Source organism: Escherichia sp. UTM R2 (genome assembly GCF_048593455.1).
In the GTDB taxonomy this organism is placed as follows: Bacteria; Pseudomonadota; Gammaproteobacteria; order Enterobacterales; family Enterobacteriaceae; genus Escherichia; species Escherichia coli.
On the sequence record NZ_JBFWDY010000001.1, the window covers coordinates 1 to 16745 of the forward strand.

The window sequence follows — 16745 nt, forward strand, 5'->3', positions numbered from 1 at the left end:
ATGATCCTGCCCTCTGAAAAATCCGCCACAGATGTGGCTGCGCAGTGCTTCCTGAATGCCTTGATTCGTGAAACCAAAGACTGGCAACTGGCGGAATACCCGCCAGACGAATTGATTATCCCGCTGGACGAACAGAAGTCGCTCCATTTCAGAGTGGCTTATTTCTCCCCAACCCAGCATCACCGCTTTGCATTTCCTGCTCATCTGGTCACGGCATCAGGCAGTTATCCTGTCGACTTTACCACTCTCTCCCGGCTTATTATTGATAAGCTCCGGCATCAACTTTTTCTGCCAGTTCCCCTCTGCGAAACTTTCCACCAACGCGTGCTGGAAAGCTACGCCCATACGCAACAGACAATTGATGCCCGCCATGACTGGGCCATCCTGCGTGAAAAAGCGTTGAATTTTGGCGAGGCTGAGCAGGCACTGCTGACAGGACACGCTTTCCACCCTGCACCTAAGTCTCATGAACCGTTTAACCGCCAGGAAGCTGAACGATACCTGCCTGACATGGCACCTCACTTCCCGCTGCGGTGGTTTTCGGTGGATAAAACGCAAATCGCTGGTGAAAGTCTGCATCTTAACCTTCAACAGCGGTTGACGCGATTTGCCGCAGAAAATGCGCCCCAGTTACTCAACGAATTAAGTGACAATCAATGGCTGTTCCCGCTGCACCCGTGGCAGGGAGAATATCTTTTGCAGCAAGTGTGGTGCCAGGCACTTTTTGCTAAAGGACTTATCAGAGACTTAGGCGAGGCCGGCACGTCGTGGCTGCCGACCACCTCTTCCCGCTCCCTCTACTGTGCTACCAGCCGCGATATGATCAAGTTCTCCCTGAGCGTTCGGCTGACCAACTCCGTCCGTACTCTGTCTGTGAAAGAGGTGGAGCGAGGAATGCGCCTGGCACGTCTGGCGCAAACCGACGGCTGGCAGATGCTACAGGCCCGCTTCCCTACTTTCCGGGTAATGCAGGAGGACGGCTGGGCCGGGCTGCGCGATCTTAACGGCAACATCATGCAGGAAAGTTTGTTTTCCCTGCGTGAAAACCTGCTGCTGGAGCAGCCGCAAAGCCAGACCAACGTTCTGGTTTCCCTGACTCAGGCCGCACCGGATGGCGGTGATTCGCTGCTGGTTTCGGCGGTAAAACGCCTGAGCGATCGCCTCGGTATCACTGTGCAACAGGCCGCCCACGCATGGGTCGATGCTTACTGTCAGCAGGTGCTGAAGCCTCTGTTTACGGCTGAAGCGGATTACGGCCTGGTGCTGCTGGCGCATCAGCAAAATATTCTTGTGCAGATGCTTGGGGATCTGCCGGTCGGATTTATTTACCGTGACTGCCAGGGCAGCGCGTTTATGCCTCACGCGACAGAGTGGCTCGATACCATTGACGAGGCGCAGGCGGAAAATATTTTCACCCGTGAGCAGTTGCTGCGCTATTTCCCTTATTACCTGCTGGTTAACTCCACTTTTGCCGTAACTGCTGCGCTGGGTGCTGCCGGGCTGGACAGCGAAGCGAATCTGATGGCTCGTGTACGAACATTGCTGGCTGAAGTGCGTGACCAGGTGACTCATAAAACCTGTCTCAACTATGTTCTGGAAAGTCCGTACTGGAACGTAAAAGGTAACTTTTTCTGTTATCTGAACGATCATAACGAGAACACCATCGTTGACCCTTCGGTGATCTATTTTGATTTCGCTAACCCGCTGCAGGCTCAGGAGGTCTGAATGTCTGGGGCAAACATTGTTCACAGCGGATATGGACTGCGCTGTGAAAAACTCGACAAGCCTCTGAATCTTGGCTGGGGGCTGGACAATAGCGCGGTGTTGCACTGGCCCGGGGAGCTGCCAACAGGGTGGCTGTGCGACGCGCTGGATCAGATATTTATCGCCGCACCACAACTTTCAGCAGTGGTTCTTCCCTGGTCCGAATGGTGTGAGGAGCCACAGGCGCTGACGCTTTTCGGACAGGTACAAAGCGACATTATCCATCGTTCCGCTTTCTGGCAGTTACCGTTATGGCTGAGTTCTCCGGCAAACCGGGCCTCCGGTAAAATGGTTTTTGATGCAGAGCGTGAGATTTATTTCCCGCAGCGCCCCCCCCGTCCGCAGGGTGAAGTTTATCGTCGTTACGATCCACGCATTCGCAGGATGCTGAGTTTCCGCATTGCCGATCCCGTTTCTGATGCAGAACGTTTCACTCGCTGGATGAACGATCCGCGCGTTGAGTATTTCTGGGAGCAAAGTGGCTCACTGGAGGTACAGATCGCCTATCTGGAACGCCAGCTCACCAGTAAACATGCATTCCCGCTGATTGGTTGTTTCGACGATCGGCCGTTCAGTTATTTCGAAATCTACTGGGCGGCGGAAGACCGCATTGGTCGCCACTATTCGTGGCAGCCCTTTGACCGTGGCCTGCATCTGCTGGTTGGTGAACAGCAATGGCGCGGAGCCCACTATGTGCAAAGCTGGCTGCGCGGGGTGACACATTACCTGCTGCTGAATGAGCCACGTACGCAGCGCACAGTACTGGAGCCACGCACCGATAACCAGCGCCTGTTCCGCCATCTTGAGCCTGCGGGATACCGGACAATTAAAGAGTTCGACTTCCCACATAAACGCTCGCGCATGGTGATGGCGGATCGTCATCACTTCTTCACGGAGGTCGGTCTGTAATGAATCACAAAGACTGGGATTTGGTCAACCGCCGCCTGGTGGCAAAAATGTTGTCTGAGCTGGAGTATGAGCAGGTTTTCCACGCGGAATCTCAGGGCGATGACCGCTACTGCATTAACCTGCCGGGAGCACAATGGCGCTTCATCGCTGAACGTGGTATCTGGGGCTGGCTCTGGATTGATGCTCAAACTCTGCGCTGCGCGGACGAGCCAGTACTGGCTCAGACGCTGCTGATGCAGCTAAAGCAGGTACTGTCAATGAGCGATGCAACCGTTGCTGAGCATATGCAGGATTTGTATGCCACGCTGCTGGGCGACCTGCAACTACTGAAAGCCCGTCGCGGGCTGAGCGCCAGTGACCTGATTAATCTTAATGCCGACCGCCTGCAATGCCTGCTGAGCGGTCATCCTAAATTCGTTTTTAATAAAGGTCGCCGTGGCTGGGGTAAAGAGGCGCTGGAACGATATGCGCCAGAGTATGCCAACACCTTCAGACTGCACTGGCTGGCGGTAAAACGTGAACATATGATCTGGCGCTGTGATAACGAGATGGATATTCATCAGTTGTTGACGGCCGCAATGGATCCGCAGGAGTTTGCCCGCTTCAGTCAGGTCTGGCAGGAAAACGGACTGGATCATAACTGGCTGCCGCTGCCGGTACATCCGTGGCAGTGGCAGCAAAAAATCGCTACCGACTTCATCGCTGATTTTGCCGAAGGCAGGATGGTGTCTCTCGGCGAGTTTGGCGACCAGTGGCTCGCCCAGCAGTCGCTGCGTACCCTGACCAACGCCAGTCGCCGGGGCGGGCTGGATATCAAGCTGCCGCTGACCATCTACAACACCTCATGCTACCGGGGGATCCCTGGCAGATACATCGCTGCCGGACCACTGGCTTCACGCTGGCTACAACAGGTTTTTGCGACCGACGCCACCCTAGTGCAAAGCGGCGCAGTGATACTTGGTGAACCGGCTGCAGGCTATGTCTCCCATGAAGGCTATGCCGCGCTTGCCCGGGCTCCCTATCGCTACCAGGAAATGCTTGGTGTTATCTGGCGGGAGAATCCGTGCCGCTGGCTGAAACCGGATGAAAGTCCGGTTCTGATGGCAACACTGATGGAGTGCGACGAAAACAATCAGCCGCTGGCAGGCGCATATATAGACCGCTCCGGGCTGGACGCTGAAACCTGGCTTACGCAACTGTTCCGGGTGGTCGTGGTTCCTCTGTATCACCTGCTTTGCCGCTACGGTGTCGCGCTTATTGCACATGGACAAAATATAACTCTCGCCATGAAAGAGGGGGTTCCACAGCGTGTTCTGCTGAAAGACTTCCAGGGCGATATGCGACTGGTGAAAGAAGAGTTCCCCGAAATGGACTCTTTGCCTCAGGAGGTTCGTGATGTTACATCCCGCCTGAGTGCGGACTACTTAATCCATGATTTGCAGACGGGTCACTTCGTGACAGTACTGCGTTTTATTTCGCCACTGATGGTTCGTCTTGGCGTACCTGAAAGGCGATTTTATCAACTGCTGGCAGCAGTGTTGAGTGATTACATGAAAAAACATCCACAAATGTCAGAGCGTTTTGCGCTTTTCTCACTTTTCAGGCCACAAATCATTCGCGTGGTGCTGAACCCGGTAAAACTGACCTGGCCTGATCTGGATGGCGGCAGCCGCATGCTGCCGAATTACCTTGAGGATCTGCAAAATCCGCTGTGGCTGGTAACTCAGGAATATGAATCATGAAAAAAAGTGTCGATTTTATTGGTGTAGGGACAGGGCCATTTAATCTCAGCATTGCTGCGTTGTCACATCAGATCGAAGAACTGGACTGTCTCTTCTTTGATGAACATCCTCATTTTTCCTGGCATCCGGGTATGCTGGTACCGGATTGTCATATGCAGACCGTCTTTCTGAAAGATCTGGTCAGTGCTGTTGCACCTACAAATCCCTACAGTTTTGTTAACTATCTGGTGAAGCACAAAAAGTTCTATCGCTTCCTTACAAGCAGACTACGTACAGTATCCCGTGAAGAGTTTTCTGACTACCTCCGCTGGGCTGCTGAAGATATGAATAACCTGTATTTCAGTCATACCGTTGAAAACATTGATTTCGATAAAAAACGTCGATTGTTTCTGGTGCAAACCAGCCAGGGAGAATATTTTGCCCGCAATATCTGCCTTGGTACAGGAAAACAACCTTATTTACCACCCTGTGTGAAGCATATGACACAATCCTGTTTCCATGCCAGTGAAATGAATCTTCGTCGGCCGGACCTTAGTGGAAAACGGATAACCGTGGTTGGTGGAGGACAGAGTGGTGCAGACCTGTTCCTTAATGCATTACGCGGGGAATGGGGAGAAGCGGCGGAAATAAACTGGGTCTCCCGGCGTAATAATTTTAACGCACTGGATGAGGCTGCTTTTGCTGATGAGTATTTTACACCTGAATATATTTCAGGCTTCTCCGGACTGGAGGAAGATATTCGCCATCAGTTACTGGATGAGCAGAAAATGACATCGGATGGCATCACTGCCGATTCTTTACTGACCATTTATCGTGAGTTGTACCACCGTTTTGAAGTTCTGAGAAAACCAAGAAATATCCGTCTGCTACCCAGCCGCTCGGTAACAACTCTGGAAAGTAGTGGTCCTGGCTGGAAGTTGCTGATGGAGCATCATCTGGATCAGGGCAGGGAGAGCCTGGAAAGTGATGTGGTGATTTTCGCCACAGGTTACCGTTCTGCGTTGCCACAAATACTTCCCTCACTGATGCCCCTGATCACCATGCACGATAAGAACACCTTTAAAGTGCGTGATGACTTCACTCTGGAATGGAGTGGCCCGAAAGAGAACAACATCTTCGTGGTCAACGCCAGTATGCAAACCCATGGCATCGCCGAACCCCAGCTCAGCCTGATGGCATGGAGATCTGCACGTATTCTTAATCGCGTAATGGGACGTGATTTATTCGATCTCAGTATGCCGCCCGCCCTGATTCAGTGGCGCAGCGGCACCTAGGGAAAACGCAGCCGGAGGCTGCTTCTTTAACTCGCTACACAGCATCTTTGGGCTGATTTTTTCCGCCCGTATGGAGGAATAATGATGATAAGCAAAAAGTATACGCTTTGGGCTCTCAACCCACTGCTTCTTACCATGATGGCGCCAGCAGTCGCTCAACAAACCGATGATGAAACGTTCGTGGTGTCTGCCAACCGCAGCAATCGCACCGTAGCGGAGATGGCGCAAACCACCTGGGTTATCGAAAACGCCGAACTGGAACAGCAGATTCAGGGCGGCAAAGAGCTTAAAGACGCACTGGCTCAGCTGATCCCTGGCCTTGACGTCAGCAGCCGGAGCCGCACCAACTACGGTATGAATGTGCGTGGCCGCCCGCTGGTCGTGCTGGTTGACGGCGTGCGTCTCAACTCTTCACGTACCGACAGCCGACAACTGGACTCTATAGATCCTTTTAATATCGACCATATTGAAGTGATCTCCGGTGCGACGTCCCTGTACGGCGGCGGCAGTACCGGTGGCCTGATCAACATCGTGACCAAAAAAGGCCAGCCGGAAACCATGATGGAGTTTGAGGCTGGCACCAAAAGTGGCTTTAGCAGTAGTAAAGATCACGATGAACGCATTGCCGGAGCTGTCTCCGGCGGAAATGAGCATATCTCCGGACGTCTTTCCGTGGCATATCAGAAATTTGGCGGCTGGTTTGACGGTAACGGCGATGCCACCTTGCTTGATAACACCCAGACCGGCCTGCAGTACTCCGATCGGCTGGACATCATGGGAACTGGTACGCTGAACATCGATGAATCCCGGCAGCTTCAGTTGATCACACAGTACTATAAAAGCCAGGGCGACGACGATTACGGGCTTAATCTCGGGAAAGGCTTCTCTGCCATCAGAGGGACCAGCACGCCATTCGTCAGTAACGGGCTGAATTCCGACCGTATTCCCGGCACTGAGCGGCATTTGATCAGCCTGCAGTACTCTGACAGCGCTTTTCTGGGACAGGAGCTGGTCGGTCAGGTTTACTACCGCGATGAGTCGTTGCGATTCTACCCGTTCCCGACGGTAAATGCGAACAAACAGGTGACGGCTTTCTCTTCGTCACAGCAGGACACCGACCAGTACGGCATGAAACTGACTCTGAACAGCAAACCGATGGACGGCTGGCAAATCACCTGGGGGCTGGATGCTGATCATGAGCGCTTTACCTCCAACCAGATGTTCTTCGACCTGGCTCAGGCAAGCGCTTCCGGAGGGCTGAACAACAAGAAGATTTACACCACCGGGCGCTATCCGTCGTATGACATCACCAACCTGGCGGTCTTCCTGCAATCAGGCTATGACATCAATAATCTCTTTACCCTCAACGGTGGCGTACGCTATCAGTACACTGAAAACAAGATTGATGATTTCATCGGCTACGCGCAGCAACGGCAGATTGCCGCCGGGAAGGCTACATCCGCCGACGCCATTCCTGGCGGCTCAGTCGATTACGACAACTTCCTGTTCAACGCCGGTCTGCTGATGCACATCACCGAACGCCAGCAGGCATGGCTCAACTTCTCCCAGGGCGTGGAGCTGCCGGACCCGGGTAAATACTATGGTCGCGGCATCTATGGTGCTGCAGTGAACGGCCATCTTCCTCTAACAAAGAGTGTGAACGTCAGCGACAGCAAGCTGGAAGGCGTGAAAGTCGATTCTTATGAGCTGGGCTGGCGCTTTACTGGCAATAATCTGCGTACCCAAATCGCGGCCTACTATTCGATTTCTGATAAGAGCGTGGTGGCGAATAAAGATCTGACCATCAGCGTGGTGGACGACAAACGCCGTATTTACGGCGTGGAAGGTGCGGTGGACTACCTGATTCCTGATACTGACTGGAGTACCGGAGTGAACTTCAACGTGCTGAAAACTGAGTCGAAAGTGAACGGTACCTGGCAGAAATACGATGTGAAGACAGCAAGCCCATCAAAAGCGACAGCCTACATTGGCTGGGCACCGGACCCGTGGAGTCTGCGCGTGCAGAGCACCACCTCCTTTGACGTGAGCGACGCGCAGGGCTACAAGGTCGATGGCTATACCACCGTGGATCTGCTCGGCAGTTATCAGCTTCCGGTGGGTACACTCAGCTTCAGCATTGAAAACCTCTTCGACCGTGACTACACCACTGTCTGGGGGCAGCGTGCACCACTGTACTACAGCCCGGGTTACGGCCCAGCGTCACTGTACGACTACAAAGGCAGGGGCCGAACCTTTGGTCTGAACTACTCTGTGCTGTTCTGACCGGTATTCCTTTACAACAAAGGTACGCTGATATCAACATGGCCGCTGACAGCCAAGTTGATATCATATAATACACGACATAATCTGTAGTCAGGGAGGATAGACTCTTTACTGACTACAGATTATGTCGTGTTCCGTGCTCATTTCCTCAAAAAAATACAAGAAAAGAATTAGTATTCTAACAAAAAGTGAAATAAATTGTATCAAACTCCCTCTTTTAATCCTGTTGAGTAAATCAGCTTTTGCAATAGGATTGAAAGAGTGTAAGTGGAATCTCTTCCGGATACTCGTTACCACCGTGGCTAGAATATCTACGGCTGCGGGCCAGTAATAGATTAAGTGATAACAGCTGTCTGGAAATGTAGGGGCGTATCCACTAATCATAATCATTGTGAGATAAATATTACGGGGCATTTTATAATGAATAAAGGTGATGCTGCCAACTTACTGATTTAGTGTATGATGGTGTTTTTGAGGTGCTCCAGTGGCTTCTGTTTCTATCAGCTGTCCCTCCTGTTCAGCTACTGACGGGGTGGTGCGTAACGGCAAAAGCACCGCCGGACATCAGCGCTATCTCTGCTCTCACTGCCGTAAAACATGGCAACTGCAGTTCACTTACACCGCTTCTCAACCCGGTACGCACCAGAAAATCATTGATATGGCCATGAATGGCGTTGGATGCCGGGCAACTGCCCGCATTATGGGCGTTGGCCTCAACACGATTTTACGTCACTTAAAAAACTCAGGCCGCAGTCGGTAACCTCGCGCATACAGCCGGGCAGTGACGTCATCGTCTGCGCGGAAATGGACGAACAGTGGGGCTATGTCGGGGCTAAATCGCGCCAGCGCTGGCTGTTTTACGCGTATGACAGTCTCCGGAAGACGGTTGTTGCGCACGTATTCGGTGAACGCACTATGGCGACGCTGGGGCGTCTTATGAGCCTGCTGTCACCCTTTGACGTGGTGATATGGATGACGGATGGCTGGCCGCTGTATGAATCCCGCCTGAAGGGAAAGCTGCACGTAATCAGCAAGCGATATACGCAGCGAATTGAGCGGCATAACCTGAATCTGAGGCAGCACCTGGCACGGCTGGGACGGAAGTCGCTGTCGTTCTCAAAATCGGTGGAGCTGCATGACAAAGTCATCGGGCATTATCTGAACATAAAACACTATCAATAAGTTGGAGTCATTACCGCCTTGACCATCAGATAGTTATTTTGGTGCTAGGGATACTGAGTGTGAACAGTTAGCGCGCGTCCTCGCCAGTTAGCTCGCTACGCTCGGTTACACGACGGCTACGAGTACTAGTGATAATTATTGACTGAGGTATGTGCTCTTCCTGTTTCCTTTTTTGATGTGTTGCTCTCATTTTAAACAACTTTGCGGTTTTTTGACTACTTTGCAATTTTGTTGTTGCTTTGCAATAAAATGCAAGATTAAATGAAAATATGCAAAGCAATGATTAAAGGATGTTCAGAATGAGACTCATGGAAACACTTAACCAGTGCATAAACGCTGGTCATGAAATGACGAAGGCTATCGCCATTGCACAGTTTAATGATGACAGCCCGGAAGCGAGGAAAATCACCCGACGCTGGAGAATAGGTGAAGCAGCGGATTTAGTTGGAGTATCTTCTCAGGCTATCAGGGATGCCGAGAAAGCAGGCCGGCTACCGCACCCGGATATGGAAATACGAGGACGGGTTGAGCAACGTGTTGGTTATACAATTGAACAAATTAATCATATGCGTGACGTGTTTGGTACGAGACTACGACGTGCTGAAGACGTATTTCCGCCGGTGATTGGAGTTGCTGCTCATAAAGGGGGCGTTTACAAAACCTCTGTTTCTGTTCATCTTGCTCAGGATCTGGCTCTGAAGGGATTACGTGTTCTGCTCGTGGAAGGTAACGACCCCCAGGGAACAGCATCGATGTATCACGGCTGGGTGCCAGATCTTCATATTCATGCAGAGGATACTCTCCTTCCCTTCTATCTTGGGGAAAAGGACGATGTCACTTATGCAATAAAGCCTACTTGCTGGCCTGGGCTTGACATTATTCCTTCCTGTTTGGCTCTGCACCGCATTGAAACTGAGCTAATGGGCAAATTTGATGAAGGTAAATTGCCCACCGATCCACACCTGATGCTCCGACTGGCCATTGAAACCGTCGCTCATGACTATGATGTCATTGTCATTGACAGCGCGCCTAACCTAGGTATCGGCACGATTAATGTTGTATGTGCTGCTGATGTGTTGATTGTCCCCACGCCTGCTGAGTTGTTCGACTACACTTCCGCTCTGCAGTTTTTCGATATGCTTCGTGATCTGCTCAAAAACGTAGATCTTAAAGGATTCGAGCCTGATGTACGTATTTTGCTTACCAAATACAGTAATAGTAATGGTTCTCAGTCCCCGTGGATGGAGGAGCAAATTCGGGACGCCTGGGGAAGCATGGTCCTAAAAAATGTTGTGCGTGAAACGGATGAAGTTGGTAAAGGTCAGATCCGGATGAGAACTGTTTTTGAACAGGCTATTGATCAACGCTCTTCAACAGGTGCCTGGAGAAATGCCCTTTCGATTTGGGAACCTGTCTGCAATGAAATTTTCGATCGTTTGATTAAACCACGCTGGGAGATTAGATAATGAAGCGTGCGCCTGTCATTCCAAAACATACGATTAAGACTCAACCGCTTGAAGATACTCCGTCATCGGCACCAGCTGCACCGATGGTGGATTCGTTAATTGCGCGCGTAGGAGCTATGGCTCGTGGCAATGCTATTACTTTGCCTGTATGTGGTAGGGACGTGAAATTTACCCTTGAGGTGCTCCGGGGAGATAGTGTTGAGAAGACCTCTCGGGTATGGTCAGGTAATGAACGTGACCAGGAACTGCTTACCGAAGACGCCCTGGATGATCTTATCCCTTCTTTTCTACTGACAGGTCAGCAGACACCAGCATTCGGTCGAAGAGTGTCTGGGGTCATAGAAATTGCCGATGGGAGCCGCCGTCGTAAAGCTGCTGCACTTACAGAAAGTGATTATCGAGTTCTGGTTGGTGAGCTGGATGATGAGCAGATGGCTGCATTGTCCAGATTGGGTAACGATTATAGGCCAACAAGTGCTTATGAACGTGGTCAGCGTTATGCAAGCCGATTGCAGAATGAATTTGCTGGAAATATTTCTGCGCTGGCTGATGCAGAAAATATTTCACGTAAGATTATTACCCGCTGTATCAACACAGCTAAACTGCCTAAATCAGTTGTTGCTCTTTTTTCTCATCCCGGTGAACTATCTGCCCGGTCAGGTGATGCACTTCAAAGAGCTTTTACAGATAAAGAAGAATTACTTAAGCAGCAGGCATCTAACCTTCACGAGCAGAAAAAAGCAGGAGTGATATTTGAAGCTGAAGAAGTCATCACTCTTTTAACGTCTGTGCTTAAAACGTCATCTGCCTCAAGAACTAGCTTAAGCTCACGACATCAGTTTGCTCCTGGAGCGACAGTGTTGTACAAGGGCGATAAAATGGTGTTAAACCTAGATAGATCTCGTATTCCAACTGAGTGTATAGAGAGAATTGAAGCCATTCTTAAGGAACTTGAAAAAGCGGCACTTTGATGCGGCACGTTTTAGTCTACATTTATCTGTCTTTACTTAATTTCCTTTAGCACAGGCTAGAAAACATAACTAACTGGCCTGAATATTATATCTGGGACCACGGTCCCAGTTGTATTGTCGGTCTGATAATCAGTCTGGGACCACGGTCCCACTCATATTGTCGGTCTGATAATCAGTCTGGGACCACGGTCCCACTCATATTGTCGGTCTGATTATCGGTCTGGGACCACGGGCCCACTCATATTGTTAGTCTGCTAATCAGTCTGGGACCGCGGTCCCACTCGTATTGTTGGTCTGCTAATCAGTCTGGGACCACGGTCCCACTCATATTGTCGGTCTGCTAATCAGTCTGGGACCACGGTCCCACTCATATTGTCGGTCTGCTAATCAGTCTGGGACCACGGTCCCACTCATATTGTCGGTCTGCTAATCAGTCTGGGACCACGGTCCCACTCATATTGTCGGTCTGCTAATCAGTCTGGGACCACGGTCCCACTCATATTGTCGGTCTGCTAATCAGTCTGGGACCACGGTCCCACTCATATTGTCGGTCTGCTAATCAGTCTGGGACCACGGTCCCACTCATATTGTCGGTCTGCTAATCAGTCTGGGACCACGGTCCCACTCATATTGTTGGTCTGATTATCGGTCTGCGACCACGGTCCCACTCATATTGTTAGTCTGATAATCAGTCTGGGACCGCGGTCCCACTCGTATTGTTGGTCTGCTAATCAGTCTGGGACCACGGTCTCACTTGTATTGTCGATCTGATTATCAGCGTGAGACTACGATTCCATTAATGCCTGCCAGTGAGTGTGTGGAACATATCTTGGCCAGTGGCTTGGTCTGTGATGTGCTGCGTATACCGGGTGAACCGCCCCGCCGCTTGTTTGACCGCTATATTCTGCGGGAGTTTTCTTGGAGGCACGGGATGAAATCCGCAGCATGGCGGATGCCCTGGCAAAAATCCGGAAATGATGACGATGGCGGGGAAAATCCCCGCCTTTTTCCTGCCGGTCCCCGGACAGAGCACAAAGGAAGTCGCCGCCGGCTCCGCTTTACCCGGCCATGCGGAGCATGGCCTTGTGGGGGTTCAGTTATGTGGACGTCGAGTCGTGTGCGGGCTGTGCCGTGCCTCCATCTTAGCCGGGCTGGCGTTGATGCAAGGGGCAACGCCGTTTCGCAAACCGCGCTTCACGTCGTTGCGGCGGGTCCCTGCCCGTTGTTCTGTCCGGTGCCATTCACCTGTTTAAGCCCCTGTCGCCGGGGGCTGATACAGCCACAACCGTCTCCGCCAGTCCAGGGGTGAAATGTACATCCCGCAAAACTTTTTGCCCAGAAGCAGGCAAAAACTTTTGCGGTCTGCCCCCGGACAGTCGTTTCCGGCCGTGGCAGTGATGCCCCTTGCGGCGAAGGTTCTCAAAAAGGTGATGGTGAATACCGGAGGGAACAAAAGGCAGGTCCCCGCAAAACGTCAAAACCGCGGCTCCCGAAACTCAAAAGATGATGGGGGCTGAAAACATCAACAGAAGGAGGCACATCATGGCAGTTCGTGGCATTAACAAGGTCATTCTCGTGGGACGCCTGGGAAAAGATCCGGAAGTCCGTTACATCCCCAACGGGGGCGCAGTGGCAAACCTGCAGGTCGCCACGTCGGAAACCTGGCGTGACAAACAGACAGGGGAGATGCGGGAGCAGACAGAATGGCATCGCGTGGTGCTGTTCGGCAAGCTCGCGGAAGTGGCTGGCGAATATCTGCGCAAGGGCGCGCAGGTCTACATCGAAGGTCAGCTTCGCACCCGTAGCTGGGAGGATAACGGTATCACCCGTTACGTCACCGAAATTCTTGTTAAGACCACGGGCACCATGCAGATGCTGGGACGTGCCGCAGGTGCTCAGACTCAGCCGGAAGAGGGGCAACAGTTCAGCGGTCAGCCTCAGCCGGAACCACAGGCGGAGGCCGGTACGAAAAAAGGTGGCGCAAAAACGAAAGGCCGTGGACGTAAGGCCGCGCAGCCGGAGCCTCAGCCGCAACCGCCGGAGGGTGACGATTACGGGTTTTCAGACGATATCCCGTTCTGATCGGGCTGACTGTGATAACCGCCCCGCCCCGCCCCGTTCTGTGCGGGGCATCACCGGAGAGATGAGGATGAGCGAATATTTCAGAATACTTCAGGGGCTGCCTGACGGTCCTTTTACCCGCAAACATGCCGAAGCTGTTGCCGCACAGTACCGGAACGTCTTTATCGAGGATGACCACGGCGAACAGTTTCGCCTGGTTGTCCGTAATAACGGTGCAATAGTCTGGCGTACCTGGAATTTTGAGGACGGTGCCGGGTACTGGATGAACCATGTCATCAGGGATTTCGGGATTCTTAAGTAAGAGAGGTGCCCGACGCGCGAACGTCCGCCGCAGATTATCGCAGCCCTGAATAAGGCAGGGCTGTCCGGTGCCGCACGGGACGCGGAGAAGATGAAGAAAGGTGATGCGGCTGAACATGCAGAGCACCATATGAAAGACAACCGCTGGGTTCCAGGCTGGATGTGTGCACCACGCCCACAGACGGATGCCACTGAACGCACCGATAACCTGGCTGATGCCGCCTGATGAACAACCACACCGCCCCGCCGGAGACGGGGCGGCAGCAAGGGAGATACCGTGATGAAAACTGAACTGACCCTGAATGTATTACAGACCATGAACACACAGGAATATGAAGATATCCGGGCTGCCGGAAGTGATGAACGCCGTGAGCTGACTCACGCCGTGATGCGGGAGCTGGATGCGCCGGATAACTGGACGATGAACGGCGAGTACGGCAGCGAGTTTGGCGGCTTTTTCCCCGTCCAGGTCCGTTTCACGCCTGCCCACGAACGTTTTCACCTGGCGTTATGTTCACCGGGCGATGTCTCTCAGGTCTGGGTGCTGGTTCTGGTGAATGCCGGTGGTGAGCCGTTTGCGGTGGTTCAGGTACAGCGGCGGTTTGCACCGGAAGCTGTCAGCCATTCACTGGCACTGGCGGCGTCACTGGACGCGCAGGGGTACAGCGTCAGTGACATCATCCATATCCTGATGGCGGAAGGAAGTCAGGCATGAGCGCACGTTCACAGGCACTGGTTCCTCTCAGCACAGAGCAACAGGCCGCATGGCGGGCGGTGGCGGAGACCGAAAAACGCCGCCATCAGGGTAACACGCTGGCTGAATATCCGTATGCGGGGGCGTTTTTCCGCTGTCTGAACGGAAGCCGCAGGATATCGCTGTCTGACCTGCGATTTTTCATGCCGTCCCTGACCGCAGAAGAACTGCACGGCAACCGTCTTCAGTGGCTGTATGCCATCGATGTGCTGATTGAAACACAGGGCGAGGTTTGCCTCCTTCCCCTTCCAGGCGATGCAGCAGAACGCTTGTTCCCGTCGGTGCGGTTTCGTGTCAGGGAACGCAGTCGCCATAAATCCGCGCTGGTCATGCAGAAGTACAGCCGCCAGCAGGCGAGGGAGGCAGAGCAGAAAGCCCGTGCGTACCAGGCGCTGGTCGCTCAGGCTGAAATCGAACTGGCATTCCATTCGCCGGAAACAGTCGGAAGCTGGTATGCACGCTGGAGTGACCGGGTGGCAGAGCATGACCTGGAAACCCTGTTCTGGCAGTGGGGCGAGCGTTTTCCGTCACTGGCCGGAATGGAACGCTGGCAGTGGCAGGATATGCCATTCTGGCAGGTCATCGCAGAGGCTGGTATGGCGGCAAGGGTGGTCGGTCATGCTGTTCGTGAGATGGAGCGGTGGATGGTGCCGAACAAACTCCGGGAGGCAGCGTGATGCGGCAACAATCACACGGATTTCCCGTGAACGGTCTGAATGAGCGGATTATTTTCAGGGAAAGTGAGTGTGGTCAGCGTGCAGGTATATGGGCTATGATGTGCCCGGCGCTTGAGGCTTTCTGCCTCATGACGTGAAGGTGGTTTGTTGCCGTGTTGTGTGGCAGAAAGAAGATAGCCCCGTAGTAAGTTAATTTTCATTAACCACCACGAGGCATCCCTATGTCTAGTCCACATCAGGATAGCCTCTTACCGCGCTTTGCGCAAGGAGAAGAAGGCCATGAAACTACCACGAAGTTCCCTTGTCTGGTGTGTGTTGATCGTGTGTCTCACACTGTTGATATTCACTTATCTGACACGAAAATCGCTGTGCGAGATTCGTTACAGAGACGGACACAGGGAGGTGGCGGCTTTCATGGCTTACGAATCCGGTAAGTAGCAACCTGGAGGCGGGCGCAGGCCCGCCTTTTCAGGACTGATGCTGGTCTGACTACTGAAGCGCCTTTATAAAGGGGCTGCTGGTTCGCCGGTAGCCCCTTTCTCCTTGCTGATGTTGTACGGGCATGAACAACCTGACTTCAGGAAGGTCGTTTCCCTTCAGGAACGGGGATGAACGCGCGCCTGCGGCGCCCGTTCTTTTCCCCCGCCTTCTCTGGTTATGGCCTGTCAGAAATCACATCACCTTCCCTGTGATTATTCTCTTTTTCTTCCTGCTCTGATTCTGACTACTGCAGTGTTGTCCTGTCTGCCGGGCGTACCTTCGGCTCCCGGCTGCCTGGCGGCATCCGGTCGTCAGGCCCGACTCCGACAGGCAGCTGCTGGCGCACCTGCCAGTCTCCGCCGAACCCGCTGGCGCGGTTTCGGGCTGTCGCTACGGTCCGATGCGTGAAAACCCCTGGCTTGCAGCGACCGTTCCGGTCGCGCCGCCTCTGTCGCGCCGTGACCTGCGCTCCCGGCATCCCGGCAAAAGGCGCCGGGATGTAAGGCGCAACGCCGTTTCGCAAACCGCGCTTCACGTCGTTGCGGCGGGTCCCTGCCCGTTGTTGTGTCCGGTGCCATTCACCAGTTTAAGCCCCTGTCGCCGGGGGCATAGACAGCCACAACCGTCTCCGCCAGTCCAGGGGTGAAATGCACATCCCGCAAAACTTTTTGCCCAGAAGCAGGCAAAAACTTTTGCGGTCTGCCCCCGGACAGTCGTTTCCGGCCGTGGCAGTGATGCCCCATGCGGCGAAGGTTCTCAAACAGGTGATGGTGAATACCGGAGGGAACAAAAGGCAGGTCCCCGCAAAACGTCAAAACCGCGGCTCCCGAAACTCAACAGATGATGGGGGCTGAAAACCAG

15 protein-coding genes and 7 pseudogenes are annotated in these 16745 nt (G+C 53.0%); 19 read left to right on the plus strand and 3 right to left on the minus strand.

Annotation, left to right across the window (positions count from 1 at the left end):
- From iucA to AB4H76_RS00045, 9 genes and pseudogenes are all read left to right on the plus strand, one after another.
- On the plus strand, positions 1-1725 hold a 1725-nt coding region (gene iucA / locus AB4H76_RS00005; RefSeq protein WP_000602863.1), incomplete at its 5' end, for an aerobactin synthase IucA.
- Positions 1726-2673 carry a N(6)-hydroxylysine O-acetyltransferase IucB gene (gene iucB / locus AB4H76_RS00010; RefSeq protein ID WP_000011910.1) on the plus strand — a complete coding sequence of 316 codons (948 nt, stop codon included), beginning with the start codon at positions 1726-1728 and terminating at the stop codon, positions 2671-2673.
- Positions 2673-4415 (plus strand): NIS family aerobactin synthetase IucC, encoded by a 1743-nt coding sequence (iucC, locus tag AB4H76_RS00015; protein WP_001015721.1) that lies wholly within the window; start codon positions 2673-2675, stop codon positions 4413-4415. Before iucB ends, iucC begins: the two co-directional genes overlap by 1 nt.
- Positions 4412-5745: pseudogene (iucD, locus tag AB4H76_RS00020) on the plus strand (NADPH-dependent L-lysine N(6)-monooxygenase IucD). Before iucC ends, iucD begins: the two are co-directional and overlap by 4 nt.
- Positions 5746-5770: 25 nt before the next feature.
- Positions 5771-7972: a ferric aerobactin receptor IutA gene (iutA, locus tag AB4H76_RS00025; RefSeq protein WP_000973520.1), complete on the plus strand. Its 2202-nt coding sequence runs from the start codon at positions 5771-5773 to the stop codon at positions 7970-7972.
- 484 nt (positions 7973-8456) lie between these two features.
- Positions 8457-9154 (plus strand): IS1-like element IS1A family transposase gene (locus AB4H76_RS00030; RefSeq protein ID WP_094096600.1). Its coding sequence is split into 2 segments (ribosomal slippage): positions 8457-8706 and positions 8706-9154, totalling 699 coding nucleotides; the frame shifts between segments, so codons are not numbered across the junction.
- A 299-nt stretch (positions 9155-9453) separates the two neighbouring features.
- A complete protein-coding gene (gene sopA, locus AB4H76_RS00035; RefSeq protein WP_001238646.1) occupies positions 9454-10620 on the plus strand; it encodes a plasmid-partitioning protein SopA in 1167 nt (388 codons plus the stop codon).
- Positions 10620-11591 carry a ParB/RepB/Spo0J family plasmid partition protein gene (locus tag AB4H76_RS00040; RefSeq protein WP_000817028.1) on the plus strand — a complete coding sequence of 324 codons (972 nt, stop codon included), beginning with the start codon at positions 10620-10622 and terminating at the stop codon, positions 11589-11591. The genes sopA and AB4H76_RS00040 overlap by 1 nt, the downstream gene beginning before the upstream one ends.
- An 808-nt stretch (positions 11592-12399) precedes the next feature.
- A pseudogene (locus tag AB4H76_RS00045) lies at positions 12400-12569 on the plus strand (hypothetical protein); the annotation flags it as partial.
- A 182-nt stretch (positions 12570-12751) separates the two neighbouring features.
- Here the strand turns inward: AB4H76_RS00045 and AB4H76_RS00050 are convergent.
- A pseudogene (locus AB4H76_RS00050) lies at positions 12752-12832 on the minus strand (hypothetical protein); the annotation flags it as partial.
- Positions 12833-12901: 69 nt separating this feature from the next.
- Here AB4H76_RS00050 and AB4H76_RS00055 point away from each other — a divergent pair.
- The 6 genes and pseudogenes from AB4H76_RS00055 (at position 12902) to AB4H76_RS00080 (ending at position 15447) form a co-directional block, all read left to right on the plus strand.
- The gene (locus AB4H76_RS00055; protein ID WP_000275856.1) at positions 12902-13108 is read left to right on the plus strand and encodes a hypothetical protein; all 207 of its coding nucleotides are present in this window, start codon (positions 12902-12904) and stop codon (positions 13106-13108) included.
- A 25-nt stretch (positions 13109-13133) separates the two neighbouring features.
- Positions 13134-13673, plus strand: a complete 540-nt coding sequence (locus AB4H76_RS00060; RefSeq protein WP_000290840.1) for a single-stranded DNA-binding protein — start codon at positions 13134-13136, stop codon at positions 13671-13673.
- A gap of 67 nt (positions 13674-13740) precedes the next feature.
- Positions 13741-13974 carry a DUF905 family protein gene (locus tag AB4H76_RS00065; protein ID WP_000005987.1) on the plus strand — a complete coding sequence of 78 codons (234 nt, stop codon included), beginning with the start codon at positions 13741-13743 and terminating at the stop codon, positions 13972-13974.
- Positions 13975-13995: 21 nt separating this feature from the next.
- A pseudogene (locus tag AB4H76_RS00070) lies at positions 13996-14199 on the plus strand (hypothetical protein); the annotation flags it as partial.
- A gap of 54 nt (positions 14200-14253) precedes the next feature.
- Positions 14254-14688 carry a conjugation system SOS inhibitor PsiB gene (gene psiB / locus AB4H76_RS00075; protein ID WP_000845936.1) on the plus strand — a complete coding sequence of 145 codons (435 nt, stop codon included), beginning with the start codon at positions 14254-14256 and terminating at the stop codon, positions 14686-14688.
- Positions 14685-15447: pseudogene (locus AB4H76_RS00080) on the plus strand (plasmid SOS inhibition protein A). The gene psiB and the pseudogene AB4H76_RS00080 overlap by 4 nt, the downstream one beginning before the upstream one ends.
- Here the strand turns inward: AB4H76_RS00080 and AB4H76_RS00085 are convergent.
- Positions 15416-15604 (minus strand): hypothetical protein, encoded by a 189-nt coding sequence (locus AB4H76_RS00085; protein ID WP_001299721.1) that lies wholly within the window; start codon positions 15602-15604, stop codon positions 15416-15418. The pseudogene AB4H76_RS00080 and the gene AB4H76_RS00085 sit on opposite strands and share 32 nt — an antisense overlap.
- A gap of 21 nt (positions 15605-15625) precedes the next feature.
- Between AB4H76_RS00085 and mok the strand changes: the two are divergent.
- From mok to AB4H76_RS00100, 3 genes and pseudogenes are all read left to right on the plus strand, one after another.
- Positions 15626-15775 (plus strand): annotated as a pseudogene (gene mok / locus AB4H76_RS00090) (plasmid maintenance protein Mok); the annotation flags it as partial.
- Positions 15717-15842, plus strand: a complete 126-nt coding sequence (locus AB4H76_RS00095; protein WP_001372321.1) for a type I toxin-antitoxin system Hok family toxin — start codon at positions 15717-15719, stop codon at positions 15840-15842. The pseudogene mok and the gene AB4H76_RS00095, both read left to right, overlap by 59 nt.
- 219 nt (positions 15843-16061) lie before the next feature.
- Positions 16062-16292 carry a hypothetical protein gene (locus AB4H76_RS00100; protein ID WP_071586998.1) on the plus strand — a complete coding sequence of 77 codons (231 nt, stop codon included), beginning with the start codon at positions 16062-16064 and terminating at the stop codon, positions 16290-16292.
- On the opposite strand, the pseudogene AB4H76_RS00105 reads toward AB4H76_RS00100, so the two are convergent.
- Positions 16290-16462, minus strand: a pseudogene (locus tag AB4H76_RS00105) (hypothetical protein); the annotation flags it as partial. The gene AB4H76_RS00100 and the pseudogene AB4H76_RS00105 overlap by 3 nt on opposite strands.
- 69 nt (positions 16463-16531) lie before the next feature.
- Between AB4H76_RS00105 and AB4H76_RS00110 the strand changes: the two are divergent.
- Entirely contained in the window at positions 16532-16738 is a 207-nt protein-coding gene (locus AB4H76_RS00110) for a hypothetical protein (protein WP_000547968.1), read from the plus strand.
- The last annotated feature ends 7 nt before the right edge of the window (positions 16739-16745 follow it).